Raw genomic sequence first — 20,606 nt, forward strand, 5'->3', positions numbered from 1 at the left:
ATTAAAGACGAAAAGAGAATTCAAATGAAAATAAAAACTGTTTTTCGCAGCTTAGCTTTTATAACAGCAGCCCTCTTTTTAACAGCCTGTGGATCAGGCGGGCAGGAAGATACTTCAGTAAAGGATATTGAGGATAAAGGGACACTGGTTGTCGCCATGAATCCCGAATTTGCACCTTTTGAGTTTAAGACACTGGTTGACGGGAAAGATAGGATTGTCGGAGCAGATGTTGAGATAGCTCAGGCCATTGGAGAAGAGCTCGGTGTTAAAGTGAAATTCTCATCAATGTCCTTTAATAATGTTCTGGCCAGTCTCCAGTCTGGGAAAGCTGATATTGCGATTTCGGGAATTTCAGCTACAGAAGAAAGGCGAAAAGTTTACGATTTTTCTGAAACCTATTATGAATCGGTCAATGTGGTTATTGTCAGAAAAGCAGACTTAGATAAGTATAAAGATACAGACGCTTTTTCTGGTCTTTCTGTTGCGACGCAAAAAGGATCAATTCAGGAATCAGTGGCTCAAGAACAGCTGGACGGGGCTAATATTGTTTCGCTGACACAAAATGGTGAGATGATTAATGAACTGAAAAATTCGCAGGTGGATGGCGTTGTTCTTGAAAAACCGATTGCAGAAGGCTATGTCGCTAAAAACGATGATCTGGCTATTGCTGATATCAGCCTGAAATCAGGTGATTCAGATGCCTATGCTGTTGCTATGCCTAAAGGCAGCACTGCTTTGAAAGAAAAAGTGGATAAGGTCATCAAAAACCTAAAAGAGTCAGGGAAAATCGATCAGTTTGTCCAGGAAGCCTATGACTTATCTGTGTCTGAAAAAGAACAGTGATTTTGAAATAGGCTGAACTCAGTGCAATGACTAAAAAGAAGAGACTGGAACAAAGATTCCAGCCTCTTCATTGCTGTTTAGCTTTGTTTTGTTCGATTACGCCTGACAGCAGTTAAAAGTATTATCAGAAGAAAGGCAGAGTTTGATATTTTTGTCAGGCAGGTTTTAGCTTATTTATTCATACAGGAGAAAAGATGGAACTAGCTCGTTTTGGTGTGGAGGAATGGCTCAATCGTCATGAAAGAGAAGCACAATACGATATTGCCGGTGTTTCTATAGAGTCACTCAGCTTGGAGGAACTCTTCCAGCTGACAGCGACAGATTCGGCGGCTTTTTTTCAGAATTTAGCAATTAAACCGCAAGACTACGGGTGGATTGAGGGTTCACCGGCTTTTAAAAAGTCAGCGGCTCAGTTATATCGCCATTTAAAGGCAGATAATATTTTACAGACAAATGGAGCAACTGGTGCCAATTGGCTTGTCTTGTATGCTTTGATTGAACCGGGGGATCATGTGATTTCCCTTTATCCCACTTATCAGCAGCTTTATGATATCCCAAGGTCATTGGGGGCAGAAGTTGAGTTCTGGCCGATTAAAGAAGAACTGGGCTGGCTGCCCAGCCTAGATGATTTACGCCAAATGATTAGGCCTAATACAAAAATAATCTGCCTTAATAATGCTAACAATCCAACAGGAGCTGTCATGGATGCAGATTATCTAAGAGAGCTGGTCGCTCTTGCCCGCTCTTGCGGCGCTTACATCCTAGCGGATGAAGTCTACCATTCATTTGGAGAAGAAGAACCGCCGGCAGTAGCTGATCTGTATGACAGAGGCATATCGGTTAACAGTCTATCCAAAACCTACTCATTGCCGGGGATTCGTGTTGGCTGGATAGCGGCGAGAGAGCAGTTGATCGAGCGTCTGAAAAATTATCGGGATTATACCATGATTTCTGCTGGTGTTTTTTCCGATATGGTAGCTGTTTTAGCTTTGGAAAACCGGCAGCAGCTGTTAGATCGCAATAAAAAAATTGTTCAGACCAACTTGCAGATCCTTAAAGATTGGGTAAAACATGAAAAAAGAGCCAGTTTTATCCCTCCCGACTGGGTATCTACCGCTTTTGTAAAACTGGAAACCAAGCTGCCTACAGAGGAGTTTTGCCTGCAGCTGTTGAGAAAGTACGGTGTATTAGTAGTGCCGGGCAGCCGTTTTGATTTGGAAGGACACGTTCGTATCGGCTACTGCTGTTCGGCTGAAACACTGAAAGAGGGGCTTAAGCGCCTGTCGCTCTGTTTATCAGAAGATGAGCAGTCTGTGTCGTAAGCCTGACGCTGACAAGGACAATCAACTGTCGTTATATGCCTATCTAAGCCAGGTCTTAGATTTTTAGTTACAATTTGTAGAAAGAAGAAAAGATGAAAATAAAACAAATGATTTTAGCAGCCGCTGCTTTAGTTACTGGTCTGTTTTTAACAGCCTGCGGATCGTCTTCCAGTCAAAGCCTTCAGGAAAGGATACAGGAAAAGGGGAAATTGGTTGTAGCAATCAGCCCCGATTATGCCCCCTTTGAATTTAAAGCTTTAGTCGATGGCAAGGATACAATAGTGGGGGCTGATGTCCAGCTGGCACAGGCTATTGCAGATGAACTTGGCGTTGAACTGGAACTGTCTTCAATGAGTTTTGATAATGTCCTTTCCAGTCTGCAAAATGGTAAAGCAGATCTAGCAATTTCCGGTCTTTCCTACACAAAGGAGCGGGCTAAAGTTTATGATTTTTCGGTTCCTTACTATGAGACAGAAAATGCTGTTTTAATTAAAGCTTCTGATTTCGATACCTATACTGATGCAAACAGTCTGGCCGGTAAAAAAGTGGCCGTTCAAAAAGGCACAATTGAAGAAAATTTAGCTAAAGATCAGCTGTCTGATTCAAATATTGTGGCTTTGACAGCAATGGGAGAAGCAGTAAATGAATTGAAATCAGATCAGGTACAGGCAATTGATTTGGAAAAACCGGTTGCAGAAGGCTATCTGGCACAAAATTCGGATTTGACTTTAGCAGCTTTTGCTCTTGAAACAGATGAAGGAGATGCCAAAGCTGTTGCAATGCCAAAAGACAGCGGGGATCTTCTTAAAACGGTAAATAAGGTGATTAAACGATTAAAAGAAGAGGGTAAATATCAAGACTTTATCGCAGACGCTGCCCAGCTGACAGGCTCGCAAGTCGAATAGTAGTGCTTACAGCAGCGAAAAAGTGGAGTAACATTTTTTCGGGCCTGATTAGAACTGATGCTTGACAAAGGAGCGGGAAAAATATAAAATAGTGAAGAACGTATGTCGTTACAATAGTCTTGAGGAGGTGAAACACATGTCAAAAACAGTCGTACGTAAAAACGAATCACTGGACGATGCTCTTCGTCGTTTCAAACGTTCTGTGACTAAAGCTGGGACTCTTCAAGAATCACGTAAGCGTGAATTCTACGAAAAACCTTCTGTGAAACGTAAGCGTAAATCAGAAGCAGCTCGCAAGCGTAAAAAATTCTAAATTCTAAATAGAGATAAAGAGCTGGGAATTCCCAGCTCTTTTTTGAATGCCGCTTTTGTTTATCAAGCAGTTTGAAAAAAATAAGAGTTTGGGCTTGTCCCAAACTCTTATCATCATAAATATAAGTGATCAGCCAGAACCTAAATGAAGAGAATGAGGGGCGATCGATTTTCAGGATTTATCGGTTTTGCACCTTTCTCTTTTTTAGTCTGAGCTATTATTTTTGTGCTAACAAATCACGGATTTCAGCAAGCAGCTCTTCTTGTGTCGGACCAGCTTCGGCTGCAGCTTCTTCAGCTTGCTTTTTACCGAGCGCTGTTGCTTTATTAGCAGCTTTAACAACAAAGAACAGTGTTGTGCCAACGATAAGGAAATTAATAACAGCACTCAAAAAACTGCCGTAAGCGATACCGTGCCATGAAAGCCCAGTTAAATTTTCAACTCCTGCCGCTTCAACCAGCGGGTTAAGTATCAAAGGAGTGATGATATCACCGACAAGTGAAGTGATGATAGCATTGAAAGCAGCCCCCATAACAACGGCAACAGCTAAATCAACAACATTTCCCCGGAATAAAAATTCTTTGAGTTCTTTAATCATTTGCAATCCTTTCTATTTTACTGTTTTCCATTATAAAGAAATTATCTGTGAAAAGCAAGATAGGTGCTTGATTTTTTAAAATTTACAGATAGTATAAAAAATGCTATAATGAAACGTAAGACTAAAATGGGTTTTTGTGTGGAGGTGAGCGTTTGGCCTTAGATAAAGACAAGATTACCGAAATCAAAAACAGCGTAAATATTGTTGATGTTATTGGAGAAGTTGTCAGTCTGTCTAAGGCTGGCCGTAATTACTTAGGGCTCTGTCCTTTCCATAAGGAAAAGACGCCTTCTTTTAATGTTATTGAAGACCGGCAGTTTTTCCACTGTTTTGGTTGCGGAAAATCAGGGGATGTTTTTAAATTTCTTGAAGAATACCGGCAGATCAGTTTTCTGGAGAGTGTCAAAATAGTTGCCGAACGCGGCAACATACCGCTCCAGCTGGATATTGCACCTGCTCAGTCGAGACAGTCGCATCCTCATCAAAACCTTTACGATATTCATCAAGATGCTGCCAAATTTTACCATGCCGTTTTAATGACAACCAAGATGGGTCAGGCGGCGCGTGATTATCTCTATCAAAGAGGTCTGACAGATGAGACTATCGTTTATTTTAATATCGGGCTGGCTCCTGATGAGAGCGATTATCTTTATCAGTCTTTGAAGGAAAAGTACACAGAAGAGACGATTGCGGATTCAGGGCTGTTCAACATTTCTGAACGAACTGGCGGTGTTTATGATGCGTTTAGAAACCGTATTATGTTTCCGCTGACTGATGAACATGGGCAGGTGATAGCTTTCTCCGGTCGGATTTGGACTTGGCAGGAAAATTCCGGCAGACAGGAGGCAAAATACAAAAATTCACGTTCAACGCTTATTTTTAATAAGTCTTATGAACTGTATCATTTGGATAAAGCCAGAACGCTCATCAGTAAAAAACATGAAGTCTATGTGATGGAAGGCTTTATGGACGTCATAGCGGCCTATAATGCCGGATGCGAGAATGCGGTGGCCTCTATGGGGACGGCCTTGACACCTGAGCATGTCAGCCATCTGAAAAAGTTCACTAAAAAAATCATCCTTACCTACGATGGGGATAAAGCCGGGCAGCAGGCGATTGCTAAAGCTTTGGAGCTTTTGACAGATTTATCTGTCGAAATTGTCCGCATGCCCAATCAAATGGATCCGGATGAGTTTAGCCAGAAAAATTCTCCGGCAGCTTTACAGAATCTGCTGGAAAATTCCCGTATCAGCAGTGAGGAATTTCTGATACAGTATCTCAAACCGGAAAACAGTGACAATCTGCAGTCTGAAATCGCCTATGTTGAGCAGATTGCAAAAATTATTGCCCGATCGCCTTCTATAACAGCGCAAAACACCTATATCAATATGGTGGCCGACTTACTGCCGGACTTTGATTACCTGCAGGTAGAGCAGGCCGTTAACAATGAGCGGCTGGCAGAGCGTTCACAGCTGAAACAGGGTCATACAGGTGTTAGGAGCAGACCGGAACAGACCGTGAATCTGCCGCTTTCAAAGAGCCTTTCTGCTCTTATGAAAACAGAGAATCAGCTCTTGCACCGCCTGCTTCATCACGACTATCTATTCAACGAGTACAGAAATAAGGAGGAGTTTTCATTTGAAACTGAGGAACTTGAAGCTTTGTACCAGATTGCTAAGAAGCAAGGTGAAATCACCGATTGGGATTTAGCACAGATGTCCGATCAGATCAGGCAGGCTTATTATCAGATGCTTGAAGAAAATCTGCCGGAAGAAGTTGCTCCGGGTGAGATGGCCGATTTAGAAAATAAGCGCGCCCGCTTGCTAAAAGAGCAGGAACTGCGCCGGCAGAGCAAGCTGATTCGTGAATCCAGCAATCACGGGGATCTTGATGGAGCTTTAACAGCCTTAGAAAATTTAATTGCCCAGAAAAGACAAATGGAATAGAGGAAAATAATGGCCAAAGAAAAAGAGATAACAACATTTAATGTTCAAGTTGCTGAATTTATTCGCAATCATAAAAAAGAAGGGATAGCTATTGATGATGAGGTGACAGAAAAACTGGTTATCCCTTTTGCTCTTGATGCTGACCAAATTGATGATCTCCTTGAAAGGCTGACAGATGGCGGTATTTCGATAACCGACAAAGATGGAAACCCTTCTGCAAAATATATTATTGAAGAACCAAAGCCCGAAGAACTGACTGATGAAGAACTTCTTGGCAGCAATTCGGCCAAGGTCAACGACCCAGTCCGTATGTATCTTAAGGAGATAGGGGTAGTGCCTTTGCTGAGCAGCGAGGAAGAAACGAGGCTGGCGGTAGCTGTAGCTAACGGGGACTTGGAAGCTAAGCAGCGCTTAGCTGAGGCCAATCTGCGTTTGGTAGTTTCTATTGCTAAGCGTTATGTCGGCCGCGGTATGCAGTTCCTTGATTTAATTCAGGAAGGCAATATGGGTCTGATGAAGGCGGTTGATAAGTTTGATCACTCAAAAGGATTCAAATTTTCGACCTATGCTACATGGTGGATCCGTCAGGCGATTACACGGGCAATTGCCGATCAGGCTCGAACGATTCGGATACCAGTTCATATGGTAGAGACAATTAACAAATTGGTTCGGGAACAGCGCAATCTCCTTCAAGAACTTGGGCAGGACCCGACCCCTGAACAGATTGCTGAACGCATGGATATGACGCCGGACAAGGTGCGTGAAATTCTTAAGATTGCGCAGGAACCTGTCTCGCTTGAAACACCAATCGGCGAAGAGGATGACAGCCATCTCGGTGATTTTATCGAAGACGAAGTCATTGAAAATCCAATAGACTACACAACACGTGTCGTTTTGCGGGAGCAGCTGGATGAGGTGCTGGATACTCTTACTGACCGTGAAGAAAATGTGCTGCGTTTGCGTTTTGGACTGGACGATGGCAAGATGCGGACGCTTGAGGATGTAGGTAAGGTCTTCAATGTGACCCGTGAGCGTATTCGTCAAATTGAAGCAAAAGCTTTGCGCAAACTGCGCCACCCCAGCCGCAGCAAGCAGCTGCGCGATTTTATCGAAGACTGACAGCTGTTTAACGGTTAAAAGGATTGTCAGGTCAGAGAACTGTTCTTGTTTTGCAGAAAGAGTAAGCGTTTTGATATAAGGCTGAAACAAGACGAAGGAGATGGAATATGGCTGAAAAAAAATATACAGAAGAAGAGGTAGCTCATATAAAGGATCGTATTCTTGAAGCGCTTGAGATGGTCATTGATCCTGAATTAGGGATTGATATTGTCAATCTTGGGCTGGTTTATGAAATTCGTTTTGAGGACAGCGGGTATACGGAAATTGATATGACGCTGACCACCATGGGCTGTCCTTTGGCGGATCTCTTGACTGACCAAATTTATGATGTGATGAAAGCTATTCCGGAAGTCACTGAAACAAAAGTCAAATTGGTTTGGACACCCGCCTGGAATATTGAAAAAATGAGCCGTTATGCCAGAATAGCACTTGGCATTCGCTAAAAAATAAAAAGGATGAAAAATCCTTTTTTTTAGTGTAAAATAAGGTGACGATAAAATTTAATGGGACATGGTCTAAACACTGCTGGAAAGACATGCTCTGGTCCAATGCTGATTTAGCTGGCAGCCGGTAATCGCCTGAAGTCTTTGTTGCCCTGCGGCCGCCCGCGCCCTTTGAGTCGTTTTGGCAGAGGGGCGTCTGCGAAATCGAAGATTTCGGACTTTTCGTCAGTCGTAAACGTCTAGGATACAGAGCGTTTCTTTTGGTGTTTTTACAGTCTATGTTTCATGGTTAAAGGAGTTTTTGATGATTTTAATTACTGGTGCTAATGGTCAGCTGGGAACAGAATTGCGCTATTTGCTGGATGAGCGCAATGAGGATTATGTTGCTGTAGATGTTGCTGAGATGGATATTACGGATGCGCAAAAGGTAGAGGCCGTTTTTGAACAAGTGCAGCCAACCTTGGTTTACCATTGTGCAGCCTATACTGCTGTTGATGCGGCAGAAGATGAGGGAAAAGAGCTGGACTATGCCATTAATGTCACTGGCACTGAAAATGTTGCTCGGGCAGCAGCCAAACATCAGGCAACACTGGTCTATATTTCAACTGATTATGTCTTTGATGGCCGTAAACCGCTGGGTCAAGAATGGCTGGAAACAGATCAGCCTGATCCGCAGACAGAGTACGGCCGCACTAAACGTTTAGGTGAAGAAGCAGTGGAAAAATATAGTGACCGGTTTTACATTATCCGTACAGCCTGGGTATTTGGCAATTATGGCAAGAACTTTGTCTTTACCATGCAGAATTTGGCTAAGACCCATGACAGTCTTACTGTTGTTAATGACCAGCACGGTCGTCCGACATGGACAAGAACACTGGCCGAATTTATGACTTATTTGGCAGAAAATCAAAAATCATTCGGTTATTATCATCTGTCTAACGATGCTGATGGAGATACAACCTGGTACGACTTTGCTCTTGAAATTTTAAAAGATACAGATGTTACAGTAAAACCGGTTGCTTCCGACCAATTTCCGGCTAAAGCTAAGCGTCCTTTTAATTCAACCATGAGTCTGGATAAAGCCAAAGCGACAGGCTTTGTTATTCCAACCTGGCAGGAAGCTCTGCAGGAATTTTATAAACAAGAGGTAAAACAGTAATCCTCTTATCCTTTTGTTCAGCTGTCTTTACTTTAAAGTTAATACTGGCAAAAAACTGATTGACAGGCATTTTTGCTTTTTATCGTGTCTGGAACAGAAGCTTCCAGGCTTTTTTATAATCAAATACGCCTCCTGTTCGGCGTCAGCTATAAGCAGTGTATTTTCTCAGCTGTACAGGGCGGGAGTGAGACATTTCCAAATCAAAATAGTATTATGTTTTTTGAGTTTGCTGCATCTCGTGGCTCTTATAAAAGGTTTTTTAGCCAATCTTTCCTTAGATAAGCAGCCTATTTAGGGGGAACTGGCTTTTTAATTTTTTTCGCAAAAATAATGGTATTATGTTATAATGACTTTGATTGTATGTAAATGGAGAAAGGTGTTTATGCAGCATATTTTCATCATAGGAAGTCGTGGCCTGCCCGCTAAATATGGTGGCTTTGAAACATTTGTTGAAGAATTGATTAAAACTAAAAAAAGCAAGGCAATTAACTACCATGTTGCTTGTTTGAGTGATGAGGAGCACCACAGCCATTTTACTTATTTGGGAGCGGACTGTTTTACTATTAAGGCCCCAAAAATCGGACCTGCACGTGTCATTGCTTATGATATGATGGCCATTCACTATAGTTTGTCGCTGATTAAGAAGGAGAAGATTGCATCACCGATTTTTTATATCCTAGGCAACACAATTGGTGCTTTTATCGGTGTATTTAAGAAAAAAATCCAGCGAGCAGGCGGCAGACTTTATGTTAATCCGGACGGTTTGGAGTGGAAACGTTCTAAGTGGTCCAAACCGGTTCAGACTTATTTGAAATATGCCGAAAAATGCATGGCAGCCCAGGCCGATTTAGTGATTGCTGACAATATAGGTATTGAACATTATATTAAACAGGCTTATCCTAATACACGGACTCGGTTCATTGCTTATGGAACTGACCTTAGCCAGTCTTCGCTGAAAGCAGACAGCCCCAGCGTTTTAGCCTATTTTGAAAGGTGGGGGCTCAAGCAGGGGCAGTATTATCTTCTGGTCGGACGTTTTGTTCCGGAAAATAATTATGAAACGGTTATTCGTGCATTTATGCAGACGCAAACACAAAGAGACCTGCTTATTATTTGCAACCATGAGGGCTCTCCTTTCTTTGAAAAATTAAAGGCAGCTACCCGCTTTGAAGAGGATAAACGGGTTAAATTTGCTGGAACAGTCTATGACCACGATTTGCTCAACTATCTTCGTGAGCATGCTTTTGCTTACATTCATGGACATGAAGTCGGCGGAACTAACCCTGGGCTTTTAGAAGCATTGGCTCACACAGATTTGAATCTGGTATTAGGTGTTGATTTTAATCGCTCCGTTGCCGGTGAAGCAGCCCTTTACTGGAATAAAGAAGAAAGTGATTTGGCTCAGCTTCTTGAAAGAGTAGATGGACAGACTGATTTTTCTGATTTAGCGCAAAATGCTAAAGAGGTTGTCAGCAGCCGCTATACTTGGGAAAAAATTACCAAGGAATATGAGGATTTATTTTTAAATGAAAGTTAATATTCTAATGTCCACCTACAACGGGGAAAGCTTTGTAGCAGAGCAGATTGAAAGCATTCAGGCACAGACCTTTAAAAATTGGCAGCTTTTAATCAGAGACGATGGCTCAAGTGATAGGACACCAAATATTATTGAACAGTATGTCAAAAAAGATAGGCGGATTCGCTTTATCAATGCCGATAAGCGGGAGAATATCGGTGTTATCCAGAATTTTTTTACACTGGTTAAGTATGAAAAGGCAGATTATTATTTTTTTAGCGACCAAGATGATATTTGGCTGCAAGACAAGCTGGAAATGACTTTAAAGGAAGCGGCCAAATACGAAAAAAACAGTCCTTTGGTTGTTTATACTGATTTAAAAATTGTTGACAGAAACCTGACGGTTTTGCAGGAGAGTATGATAAAAACTCAGTCAGGGCATGCTAACACTGATTTGCTGGCGGAACTGACAGAAAATACTGTAACAGGTGGAACAATGCTGATTAATCATGCTTTGGCTGAGCAATGGCATCACTGCCGCAGTCTGCTGATGCATGACTGGTATTTGGCCCTGCTGGCCAGTGCACTTGGCCGCTTAGTCTATCTAGATAGAGCGACAGAGCTTTACCGGCAGCATGACAGCAATGTGCTAGGAGCCAGAACATGGTCGAAAAGGATGAAAAACTGGCTGCGCCCGCATAAGCTTCTTGAGAAATACTGGCTGTTGATTACTGCCAGTCAAAAACAGGCGGAAAACCTGTTGGACTTAGATTTATCTGACGATACCAGAGACTTAGTAGAAGCTTATGTGAGTTTACTTGACAAACCGCTCAGCCAGCGTTTGGAACTTTTGAGAATATGTGGATTTAGGAAAAACCGTCCTTTTCATACCTTTGTTTTTCGCACACTGATTGTTACTAAGTTTGGTTATAGGAGAAAATAAATGGGGTTATTTAGTCGAAAAAACCGTATCTTGCTGAAAGAATTAATCAAGACAGATTTTAAATTGCGCTATCAAGGTTCTGCAATTGGCTATCTTTGGTCTATTTTAAAGCCTTTGATGCTGTTTGCAATTATGTATCTTGTTTTTATCCACTTTTTACGTTTGGGCGGCGATGTTCCCCACTTTCCGGTAGCACTTTTGTTGGCTAATGTGATTTGGGGCTTCTTCTCAGAAGCGACCAATATGGGAATGGTGTCCATCGTCACAAGAGGCGATTTACTGAGAAAACTAAATTTTTCCAAAAGTATTATTGTTGTTTCAGCGATTTGCGGGGCTGCTATTAATTTCGGCATCAATCTGATTGTTGTGATGATTTTTGCCTTATTTAACGGTGTGAGGTTTTCTTGGACAGTATTTATGATTTTCCCCCTGTTTATTGAGCTTTTTCTTATAGCAACAGGGATTGCGCTGATTTTATCGGCTTTATTTGTTAAATTCCGTGATTTATCACAAATTTGGGAAGTTATCATGCAGGCCGGACTGTATGCTACGCCGATTATTTATCCTATTACCTTTGTAACAGAGCGCAATATTGTTGCTGGTAAGCTTATGATGCTCAACCCCTTGGCTCAGATTATTCAGGATTTGCGTTATTTCCTGATTGACCATGCCAACACCCCAATTTGGCAGCTGATCAATCACAAATCCATTGTTGCGATTCCTTATCTTTTGCCAATCCTTGTATTTCTGATTGGACTTTTGATATTTAATAAACAATCCAAGAAATTTGCGGAGATTCTCTAATGACAGATAAAAATATTGCAGTAAAAGTTGATCATGTCAGTAAATATTTTCGATTACCGACAGAAAGTACTCATAGTCTAAGAACAGCTATGGTTAATCGTTTTAAGGGAATTAAAGGTTATACTGAGCAGCATGTCCTCAGAGACATTAACTTTGAAGTGGCAGAAGGCGACTTCTTTGGAATCGTCGGCCGCAATGGTTCTGGGAAATCAACGCTTCTGAAAATCATTTCACAGATTTATGTTCCCGAAAAAGGAAAAGTTACAGTAAATGGCAAGCTGGTTTCCTTTATTGAGTTAGGAGTTGGTTTCAATCCTGAACTGACCGGTCGGGAAAATGTGTATATGAACGGTGCATTGCTCGGTTTTTCAACAGACGAAATTGATGCGATGTATGACGATATCGTTGATTTTGCCGAGCTGAAAGAATTTATGAATCAAAAGCTCAAGAATTACTCAAGCGGTATGCAGGTGCGTCTGGCCTTTTCAGTCGCTATCAAGGCGCAGGGAGATGTTCTGATACTTGATGAGGTACTGGCTGTCGGTGATGAAGCGTTTCAGCGCAAATGCAATGACTACTTTTTAGAACGAAAGACCAGCGGTAAGACCACCATTCTGGTTACGCATGACATGGCAGCGGTTAAAAAATATTGTAATCGGGCGGTTTTAATTGAAGACGGTCTGGTGAAGGCCTACGGGGAGCCTTTTGATGTTGCTAATCAATACAGTTTTGACAATACAGAACAAGTTGTTGATGATAAGGCAGAACAAGATGACAGCCAGGCAGCTGCTGAAACAAAAGCAGCTCAAGTTGACAATTTGCAAGTGAAATTGCTGTCTAAGAGCCGTATCAGGCCGGATGAAAAAATTAAATTTGCCATTTCTTATGATGTTTTAGATGATACTCCCACCTATATTGCTCTGTCTTTAACGGATATCGACCGCAATATTTGGGTTTACAATGATAATTCCATGGATTATCCGACAGCAGGCAAAGGCCATAAAACTGTTACCTATGAGTGTGATCTGTCAGCACTCAATGATATCAAGGTCAAACTGGAAGTGACAGTCAGAGATGAAAATGAACAGATGCTGGCTTTTTCTTCTGCTGCTCATACGCCGGTTATTTTGCTTAACAGGACGGATATTCAGGCTGATGATAAATCAGCCCTTGATTCAGCCAGTGGCCTAATCCAAAGAAACGGCAGCTGGGAATTTACAGAATAAGGCCTGCTTGCTAATCCGGATGAAAGCAGCAGTGACCCGCCCTTTTCCGTCGCTCTGAAGGGGTGCGTCTGCGAAATCACAGATTTCGGACTGACCGTCAGTCGTAGCAGTCTGAAAGCTTTGCTCTTTTCACGGCCTTTGTATCTTGATGAATTGAACACGGCCTAAAATCCTAGTGAAAAAGATGGCTGTCAGCGTGATGCTTAGGCATCACTTGCCATCCCCTATTTTCATACGGATTTTTAAACGGCCTTTGTATCTTATGAAAGGAGGTAAGACTTGGTGAAGGTGTCTATTATTTGCACTAACTATAATAAAGGGGGTTGGATTGCAGATGCTATTGAAAGTTTTTTAAGGCAGAAGACCTCTTTTTCCTATGAAATTATTTTGGTAGATGATGCATCAACTGATGAGTCACCGGCTATTATCAAGTCTTACGCCGATAACTATCCAGAGAAAATCCGAGCCTTTTTTCAGACTGAAAATCTGGGAATTACAAAGACTTGGGTAAGCATCTGCCAGGAGGCCAAAGGGGAATATATTGCCCGCTGTGACGGTGATGACTACTGGATAGATGATTATAAGCTGCAGAAACAAGTAGAATTATTGGAGCAGTCTCAGGATTCCAAATGGTCAAACTCTGATTTTGATTTTGTTAACAGTCAAGGGAAGGTAACCCAGCCTAAGGCTTTTGCCAATCAGAGCATCCCTTTAATTACCACCTATGAAGAGATGCTGGCCCTAAAGGGGATGACCATGGCTTCTACTTGGTTGGTTGAGAGGGAGCTGATGCTGGAAGTCAATCAGCTGATTGCTTTAGATGCGGTTGATGATACCTTTAATCTGCAGCTGGAACTATTCCGAAGAACAAAACTTAGTTTTTTATCCGATGCTACAACCGTTTACCGCATACATGATGAGTCTGACTCACGGACAAAAGACATGACTAAGCTGCGCCAGCGTTTTCAGAGATTGCTGGAAACTCAGATTGAGTATGTCAACAAATATCCGGATACTGATTATAAGAAGGCTTTTCTGACACTTTTAGGCAAGCATACTGAATTCGAAACGCTGCTATCGCAGGGCTTCCAGCCGGCTGCTATAACGAGCGGACAAAAAGTGACCGTTTATTATGCCAGCGACAGTAGCGATTTTTCTGAAGATAACGTTTCAGAATTTCCGCTTCAGGAAAGTGACCGTTTAGTGATTAAGCTGCCAGCTGCCACGCAGCATCTGAGGATTGATCTGTCGGAAGTTCCCAGCTATTATAAGACTGTCAGGCTGATTGATCCAGAGTTTAATACCGAGCTGCTGCCCGTTTTGACTAATGGCCTGCAGATTGGAGAAGCTTTCTTTTTTAATGACCCTGATCCCCAGATTGTCTATAATACTGAGCGTATCAGCAGCTCTGACCTGATTTTTCAGTATGAGATGTTCAACCTTGAGGACAGTCGGTCAGAGAATTACCTTATTCGCCTGTTATCTGAAGATTTGTATGACAGTCGTTCAGAGCTGCAGAAACTCAGGCTCTCTCAGACCGATTACCAGCGTGTCAAAAAAGAAAGAAATGCTTACAAAAAAGAATTAGAAGAGATGGTTATCAGATATAATGCCGTGACCCATTCGCGTCGCTGGACGATTCCGACAGCTTTGATTAACATGTTTAGGAGAAAAAAATGAAGAGACTGCTTTTATACGTCCATTTTAATAAATATAACCGTGTCAGTTCGCATGTTTATTATCAGCTGACTCAGATGCGTCCTTTATTTTCCAAAGTTGTTTTTATTACAAACAGCATGGTATCGGCAGTTGATCATGAAAAGCTGAGAAGCCGAAATATTATTGATGATTTTATTCAAAGGGAGAATATCGGCTTTGATTTTGCTGCTTGGCGCGATGGTATGAATGAAGTCGGTTTCGACAATATAAAAGATTATGATGTTCTGACCGTTATGAATGATACCTGCTTTGGTCCCCTGTGGGATATTAAAGATTATTATCTTAATTATGAAGAGCAGGAAAACATAGATTTTTGGGGACTGACTAATAATCGTCAAACCAAACAGTTTAAAGAGCATATTCAAAGTTACTTTATGACTTTTAAACATGCTGTTTTACAGTCGGAGGCATTTCATCGATTTTGGACTAATATTCGGAATCATACTGATGTGCAGCGAGTCATTGATGAATATGAGACCCAAGTTACAACCACACTTCTGGATGCCGGTTTTCAGTATCAGACTGTCTTTGATACTACTAATGAGGATGCGTCGCACATGCTGCATGCGGACTTTTCTTACTACCATCCAACAGCTGTTTTGGCTCATAGGGTTCCTTTTATCAAAGTGAAAGCAATCGATGCCAATCAGCATATAACACCTTATTTGTTGGATGAGATTGAACAGACTTCAGATTATCCGATAGATTTGATTGTCTCTCACATGTCAGAAATCAATTACCCCGACTTTAAATATCTCTTAGGTAAGAAATACCTGCGGCCGGCGGTTTTGCCTGAGCTTCTGCGAAAAAAAATCGCTGTCCATCTGCATGTATTCTACCTTGATTTGCTGCCGGAATTTCTGCTGGCTTTTGAGCAGTTTCATTTTGATTACGACTTGTTTATCACAACAGACAGCAAAGAAAAAGAAGAAGATATTCAGAAGCTCCTGCTTGAACAGCAAAAGCAAGCTCAAATATTTGTTACCGGCAATATCGGCCGCGATGTTTTACCCCTCCTTAAACTTAAAGATGAACTGAAAGATTACGATTACATCGGTCATTTCCATACTAAAAAGTCTAAAGAAGCTGATTTTTGGGCAGGTGAGTCCTGGCGCAAGGAGCTGATTGCCATGCTCCTTAAGCCGGCAGACAGTATTATAGCTAATTTTGAAAACGAAAAATTAGGGCTTGTTATTGCTGATATTCCGACTTTTTTCCGTTACAATAAGATTGTTGATGCCTGGAATGAGCACCTGATTGCACCGGAAATGAACAAGCTTTGGCAGCAAATGCAGATGACAAAGACCATTGATTTTAACCAATTTCATACATTTGTCATGAGTTATGGTACTTTTATCTGGTTTAAATATGATGCCTTAGCTCCTCTCTTTGATTTAGGACTGCAGGACAAAGATATTCCGGCAGAACCTTTGCCGCAAAATTCCATTCTTCATGCGATTGAACGTTTAATTGTCTATATCGCTTGGAGTCAGCATTATGATTTTAGGATTTCACAAAATCCGGTAGCCTTGACGCCTTTTGTGGATAATAAATTATATAATGAACGCGGCAGCAGTGCTCCGCATACGTATATTGATTTTACTTATATGGGAGGTATCAAAGGAGCAATTAAGTATATTTTCATAGGGCCGGCAAGGGCAGTGAAGTATATTATTAAGCGTTCTTTGGAAAAATTGAAATCATGAGAAAATTACTAAAAGACATAAACTGGGTGAATGTGCTGCAGCATATTCTTTTACTCATATTTACCTTTTATATGAATTTGTATCTGGTGACCAGCAACCTTCTGTCAGGGCACGATATGCCGGCTCCTTTTGCGAGCCTGTCTTTCTACTTGATGCTGGTTTACCTCCTTTCGGTAGCTGCTTTGGGGATTTATTTTTCAAAGGAAATCAACAGAAGCTTCTTTATCAAGCTGGGGATTTCTTATCTCATTTATCTGTGTGTTTCCTATTTCCTTTTAGTTACCAGAAATATCAATAATAAACAGTTCGATCCATGGGCCCTATCCCAAAATCATTTTTTTGAGGGCAATGCTTTGCTGACTGTTGGAGCTATTGTAGCTATTGGCTATCTTTTTCACTACCTCTTTGAACAAAAACATTATTTTTCCGGATTGGAAGCTGTTATACTGGACTACCAGCCTAAAGGAAGAATACTGTATCTCGTTTTAGCCACTATTATCTGTAACGACAGCAGACTCCTGCACGGTTTTTTACCTGCTGCTGAAGAATATTTTGAAAAAGGCAATGTGGCTGATTTCATTTCTTATCTGACTTCTAATCTGCTTTGGATTATTTTTCTTGTTGTGCTCTTATCTATCACAGCTTTACAGGCTTTAAGAGATCTCAGACGAAATAAGGCCAGTCTGTCTCTCAGTCTGATAACCAGCCTGTTTTTGGCACTTGTCTTCAATTACTGCCTTCAATATGGGGTGAAGGGAGATTCAGAGCTGCTGGGTGCCTATATTTTCCCAGGGGCTGTCCTGTATCAAATTATTTTCCTGACAGTCGTTTATATCATGGTTTATGCCCTTATCAACCGCTATCTTTTGGCGACACTTTTAATCACCGTTTCAGGAGTTCTTATTTCAGTCGCAAATTTTATAAAAGAGTCACTTCGAAATGAACCGCTCCTGATTACAGATTTTGTTTGGCTGCAAGATGTTAATCTTCTGGTAAGTTCTGTCAACATCAGAGTTGTTATTTATTTGGTAGTAATGCTTTTGCTGACCGGAGCTTTTTATTATTACTTTAGAAAAAAAATGCTGCCGGGTCCTATTTTCAATAAAAAGCGTGTTCGCTTTTCCATTCTTACAGCTTTAATAGGGCTGTCGCTGTTTGTTTTTTTGGTTTTCAAAAATGAAAAAAACAATATGATCACTAAAGGGATACCTGTGGTATCAACAGTAAATAATTGGGCTAATATTGAATGGATGGGGTTTGATGTCAATGCCAGATATAAATCACTAATGTATGTCTGGACAAAACAGATGACAAAATCAACCATGGATACACCTAAAGACTACAGTGAAGAGAATATCAGGCAGATTGCTGAAAAATACACCAATCTTGCTGAAGAGATTAATGCAGACAGGGCTAACAGTATCTCAGATCAGACTGTCATTTATATTCTCAGTGAAAGCTTTTCCGATCCCTTTAAAGTGGCCGGCGTAACAGTCAGCCAAGATGTTATGCCGAATGTTCGGGAGATCGAAACACAGACGACCAGCGGCTTAATGCGTTCCGATGGCTATGGCGGCGGCACAGCTAATATGGAATTCCAAACGCTGACCGGTCTTCCTTTTTACAATTTTTCTTCTTCCGTCTCGACTCTTTATACTGAGGTTGTTCCGAAAATGTCCATTTTCCCTTCTATCAGCGATCAGTTTGATGCTAAGAACCGTATCGTTCTGCATCCATCCGGTGCCAAAAACTATAATCGGAAAACGGTCTATGAACAGCTGGGATTCGATACTTTGATTTTTTCGTCTGATTCAGACGATACCTTTGAAAATGCCGAGAATCTCGGTGTCAGTGTCAGTGATGAGACAGTCTATGACAATGTTTTAAGTCAGCTAAAACCGGACGAAAGTCAGTTTTTCTCTGTTATCACAATGCAGAACCATGTTCCATGGTCGGTCGGAAAACCAGCGGATATTCAGGCATCAGGCCAAGATTTCAGTGAATCTCAAAATGGTGCGCTGACGGAATATGTCCGCTTGTTAAGTTATACGGACTCTGCAACTAAAGATTTCTTGGACAGCTTATCAGAGGTGGATAAGGACATTACAGTTGTCTTTTACGGGGACCATCTGCCGGGCTTATACCCAGACAGCGCCTTTACTTCTGATCCGGACAGTCAGTATTTGACAGATTATTTTATCTGGAGTAATCACGAGACAGCAAAAATGGATTATCCACTAGTTAACTCTAGTGATTTTACTGCCGAACTTTTGGCTCATACGAATTCTAAAGTCTCTCCTTATTATGCTTTGTTAACCAGTGTCCTTGAGAATGCCAGTGTGGACAAAGAGGAGCTGACAGCAGAAGAAGAGGAAGTTGCCAATGATCTAAGGATGATTCAGTATGACATTACTGTTGGAAAATCTTATATCAGCGACTATAAAGATTTTTTTGAAATTAACTAAATGAGGAGAAAGATGGAAAAGTTATTGAAGATCGGAAACTCAGTTTTCTTTGTTCTGATGATGTTATGGGGTTATTTTGCTGTTTACTTTGCCTTTCAGTATTTAAATATTGACTATACTAATTTGACCGATGCTCTGGCAAAATTGCTGACTGTTTTTGTTGTTCTGCTGTTCTTTGCTTTTCATTTTAAAAAACAGACAGTTAGAATCGGCAGGATAGCCTATAGCTTTCTGATTTCTCATAAAAAATACGTTTTAGCCGGTCTGTTTGTTTTTCAGCTGCTGATTACATTTTCCAGTTTAGCTCTGGCTTCTGCAGATACAACAATTGTTTATTTAATCACCACTGATCCAAAATATGCTGCCGCGACAGACTACATTTCCTTGAATCCAAATAACTTTTTGCTGGTTGTGTGGTTTAAAATTAATTATTTTCTGACCAGGGAGAACCTAGTTGCTGCACTAGCTTTTTGGAATATCCTGTTTATTGATTCATCCATCGTTTTTGTTTACCTGTCGAATAAGCTGATGCTGAATAAGAAAACAGCAGATGTTTCCTTTTTGCTCTTTACGCTTGTTCTCGGCCTTTCCCCTCAACAGCTTTATACTTATTCCGATGCTATCACGCTTTTTCTGCTCAGTCTCTTTATTCTGCTGGCTGTCCTTATAGTAAAAGGCAGGCTAAAGGCAAGAGGAAGCGCTCTTGCAGGCCTAGTGCTGGCAGCAGCCTATGGTTTTAGGCCGACAGTTATAATATTTATCATCGCAGGCGCCATTGTACTGGCGGTTTACGTCGTTAAGCAAAAAGCGGCTGTGCTCAAGCCGTATGTGAAAGTGCTGCTGATAGCGGTCTGTTCATTTATTCTAGTGAACAGGGCTCTGGCCTTTTCTTTAGATAAACAGGACTTTGTCAACTACGAACCGCAGATGAGCCGCACCTTGCTCTATTATGTTAATCTGGGACTGACCTACTCTGGGAATGTCCATTCGGAGATTTCTGAAGAAGTTTGGCAGTCAGCCGGAAAAGACAGAAACAGGCTGGCACTGAATGAAATCAAGCAGCGTTTAGCAGATTATAAATTTACGACCTTTGTTGGCCATTTGTTCTATAAATATTATTGGATAGTGGGCGAAGGGAACTTCGGCTGGTTCCAGGAAAGGGTGCTGAGTGAAGAGCAGCGCTTGACGGTTCAGTGGCTGAAAAACGTACAGGATAGTGCTTTGGCCAGATGGATCAGAAGTTACATCTATGTTGAAGGAGATAATTATTATTTATATGGCTCCTTGCTGCAAATCATATGGATAGGTGTTTCAGTCGGTCTTATAGCTTTTTGCTTCTTCTTTGATGCCAATAACGGTTTTCAGCTGTGGATGCAGATTACCGTATTTGGCGGCCTGCTGTTTCTCATGCTTTTTGAAGGCGGCAGAACACGCTATCTTATCCAGTTCCTTCCTGCTATTTTAACGATTTCTTCAGTAGGAATACATCAGCTTAATAGGCTGCTGAGCCAAAAGATAAGTGAACAAGGAGGGCACTCTCAGCTGTCGTCCTGATAATCGAAAGTTTAAAAAACAGCTC

Annotated in this window: 17 protein-coding genes; 16 read left to right on the top strand and 1 reads right to left on the bottom strand. The window is 41.4% G+C overall.

What is annotated here, in order from left to right; all coding sequences use genetic code 11:
* Positions 1–30 precede the first annotated feature (30 nt).
* The 4 genes from A0O21_RS03400 to rpsU all read left to right on the top strand — a co-directional run bounded on the left by A0O21_RS03400 (position 31) and on the right by rpsU (position 3,383).
* Positions 31–843 carry an ABC transporter substrate-binding protein gene (locus tag A0O21_RS03400; RefSeq protein WP_418346439.1) on the top strand — a complete coding sequence of 271 codons (813 nt, stop codon included), beginning with the start codon at positions 31–33 and terminating at the stop codon, positions 841–843.
* Between the two features lie 194 nt (positions 844–1,037).
* The gene (locus A0O21_RS03405) at positions 1,038–2,165 is read left to right on the top strand and encodes an aminotransferase (protein WP_067061290.1); all 1,128 of its coding nucleotides are present in this window, start codon (positions 1,038–1,040) and stop codon (positions 2,163–2,165) included.
* Between the two features lie 92 nt (positions 2,166–2,257).
* On the top strand, positions 2,258–3,070 hold the full coding sequence (locus A0O21_RS03410; RefSeq protein WP_067061293.1) for a transporter substrate-binding domain-containing protein: 813 nt from the start codon (positions 2,258–2,260) through the stop codon (positions 3,068–3,070).
* A gap of 136 nt (positions 3,071–3,206) precedes the next feature.
* Complete coding sequence (gene rpsU, locus A0O21_RS03415) at positions 3,207–3,383, top strand: 30S ribosomal protein S21 (RefSeq protein ID WP_000048058.1); 177 nt, start codon at positions 3,207–3,209, stop codon at positions 3,381–3,383.
* A gap of 217 nt (positions 3,384–3,600) precedes the next feature.
* Here the strand turns inward: rpsU and mscL are convergent, their stop codons facing one another.
* Entirely contained in the window at positions 3,601–3,981 is a 381-nt protein-coding gene (gene mscL, locus A0O21_RS03420; protein ID WP_067061296.1) for a large conductance mechanosensitive channel protein MscL, read from the bottom strand.
* A gap of 152 nt (positions 3,982–4,133) precedes the next feature.
* Here mscL and dnaG point away from each other — a divergent pair, with 152 nt between their 5' ends.
* The 12 genes from dnaG (at position 4,134) to A0O21_RS03480 (ending at position 20,581) form a co-directional block, all read left to right on the top strand.
* Positions 4,134–5,927 carry a DNA primase gene (dnaG, locus tag A0O21_RS03425; RefSeq protein ID WP_067061299.1) on the top strand — a complete coding sequence of 598 codons (1,794 nt, stop codon included), beginning with the start codon at positions 4,134–4,136 and terminating at the stop codon, positions 5,925–5,927.
* A 9-nt stretch (positions 5,928–5,936) separates the two neighbouring features.
* A complete protein-coding gene (rpoD, locus tag A0O21_RS03430; RefSeq protein ID WP_067061304.1) occupies positions 5,937–7,046 on the top strand; it encodes an RNA polymerase sigma factor RpoD in 1,110 nt (369 codons plus the stop codon).
* Between the two features lie 107 nt (positions 7,047–7,153).
* Positions 7,154–7,489, top strand: coding sequence for a metal-sulfur cluster assembly factor (locus tag A0O21_RS03435; protein ID WP_067061307.1), 336 nt, complete (start codon positions 7,154–7,156; stop codon positions 7,487–7,489).
* Between the two features lie 304 nt (positions 7,490–7,793).
* Positions 7,794–8,648, top strand: a complete 855-nt coding sequence (gene rfbD, locus A0O21_RS03440) for a dTDP-4-dehydrorhamnose reductase (RefSeq protein WP_067061310.1) — start codon at positions 7,794–7,796, stop codon at positions 8,646–8,648.
* Between the two features lie 382 nt (positions 8,649–9,030).
* On the top strand, positions 9,031–10,185 hold the full coding sequence (gene cps2T, locus A0O21_RS03445; RefSeq protein ID WP_067061313.1) for a beta 1-4 rhamnosyltransferase Cps2T: 1,155 nt from the start codon (positions 9,031–9,033) through the stop codon (positions 10,183–10,185).
* Positions 10,175–11,107: a glycosyltransferase family 2 protein gene (locus A0O21_RS03450; protein WP_067061316.1), complete on the top strand. Its 933-nt coding sequence runs from the start codon at positions 10,175–10,177 to the stop codon at positions 11,105–11,107. The genes cps2T and A0O21_RS03450 overlap by 11 nt, the downstream gene beginning before the upstream one ends.
* Positions 11,108–11,911, top strand: coding sequence for an ABC transporter permease (locus A0O21_RS03455; RefSeq protein WP_067061319.1), 804 nt, complete (start codon positions 11,108–11,110; stop codon positions 11,909–11,911). It abuts the gene before it with no gap.
* Complete coding sequence (locus tag A0O21_RS03460; protein ID WP_067061322.1) at positions 11,911–13,137, top strand: ABC transporter ATP-binding protein; 1,227 nt, start codon at positions 11,911–11,913, stop codon at positions 13,135–13,137. Before A0O21_RS03455 ends, A0O21_RS03460 begins: the two co-directional genes overlap by 1 nt.
* A gap of 279 nt (positions 13,138–13,416) precedes the next feature.
* The gene (locus A0O21_RS03465; protein WP_067061326.1) at positions 13,417–14,817 is read left to right on the top strand and encodes a glycosyltransferase family 2 protein; all 1,401 of its coding nucleotides are present in this window, start codon (positions 13,417–13,419) and stop codon (positions 14,815–14,817) included.
* Positions 14,814–16,562: a rhamnan synthesis F family protein gene (locus tag A0O21_RS03470; RefSeq protein ID WP_067061329.1), complete on the top strand. Its 1,749-nt coding sequence runs from the start codon at positions 14,814–14,816 to the stop codon at positions 16,560–16,562. The genes A0O21_RS03465 and A0O21_RS03470 overlap by 4 nt, the downstream gene beginning before the upstream one ends.
* Positions 16,559–19,027 (top strand): LTA synthase family protein, encoded by a 2,469-nt coding sequence (locus A0O21_RS03475; protein WP_067061332.1) that lies wholly within the window; start codon positions 16,559–16,561, stop codon positions 19,025–19,027. The genes A0O21_RS03470 and A0O21_RS03475 overlap by 4 nt, the downstream gene beginning before the upstream one ends.
* A 12-nt stretch (positions 19,028–19,039) precedes the next feature.
* Positions 19,040–20,581, top strand: coding sequence for a glycosyltransferase family protein (locus A0O21_RS03480; protein ID WP_067061335.1), 1,542 nt, complete (start codon positions 19,040–19,042; stop codon positions 20,579–20,581).
* Positions 20,582–20,606 lie beyond the last annotated feature (25 nt).

The sequence above is a fragment of the Streptococcus pantholopis genome (assembly GCF_001642085.1).
GTDB classification, from domain to species: Bacteria; Bacillota; Bacilli; order Lactobacillales; family Streptococcaceae; genus Streptococcus; species Streptococcus pantholopis.

Excerpts from the sequence above, each read along its gene's own strand:
- A0O21_RS03405 (WP_067061290.1), top strand. The coding sequence starts at position 1,038 with ATGGAACTAGCTCGTTTTGGTGTGGAGGAATGGCTCAATCGTCATGAA.
- A0O21_RS03410 (WP_067061293.1), top strand. The coding sequence starts at position 2,258 with ATGAAAATAAAACAAATGATTTTAGCAGCCGCTGCTTTAGTTACTGGT.
- rpsU (WP_000048058.1), top strand. The coding sequence starts at position 3,207 with ATGTCAAAAACAGTCGTACGTAAAAACGAATCACTGGACGATGCTCTT.
- mscL (WP_067061296.1), bottom strand. The coding sequence starts at position 3,981 with ATGATTAAAGAACTCAAAGAATTTTTATTCCGGGGAAATGTTGTTGAT.
- rpoD (WP_067061304.1), top strand. The coding sequence starts at position 5,937 with ATGGCCAAAGAAAAAGAGATAACAACATTTAATGTTCAAGTTGCTGAA.
- A0O21_RS03435 (WP_067061307.1), top strand. The coding sequence starts at position 7,154 with ATGGCTGAAAAAAAATATACAGAAGAAGAGGTAGCTCATATAAAGGAT.
- rfbD (WP_067061310.1), top strand. The coding sequence starts at position 7,794 with ATGATTTTAATTACTGGTGCTAATGGTCAGCTGGGAACAGAATTGCGC.
- cps2T (WP_067061313.1), top strand. The coding sequence starts at position 9,031 with ATGCAGCATATTTTCATCATAGGAAGTCGTGGCCTGCCCGCTAAATAT.
- A0O21_RS03450 (WP_067061316.1), top strand. The coding sequence starts at position 10,175 with ATGAAAGTTAATATTCTAATGTCCACCTACAACGGGGAAAGCTTTGTA.
- A0O21_RS03455 (WP_067061319.1), top strand. The coding sequence starts at position 11,108 with ATGGGGTTATTTAGTCGAAAAAACCGTATCTTGCTGAAAGAATTAATC.
- A0O21_RS03460 (WP_067061322.1), top strand. The coding sequence starts at position 11,911 with ATGACAGATAAAAATATTGCAGTAAAAGTTGATCATGTCAGTAAATAT.
- A0O21_RS03470 (WP_067061329.1), top strand. The coding sequence starts at position 14,814 with ATGAAGAGACTGCTTTTATACGTCCATTTTAATAAATATAACCGTGTC.
- A0O21_RS03475 (WP_067061332.1), top strand. The coding sequence starts at position 16,559 with ATGAGAAAATTACTAAAAGACATAAACTGGGTGAATGTGCTGCAGCAT.
- A0O21_RS03480 (WP_067061335.1), top strand. The coding sequence starts at position 19,040 with ATGGAAAAGTTATTGAAGATCGGAAACTCAGTTTTCTTTGTTCTGATG.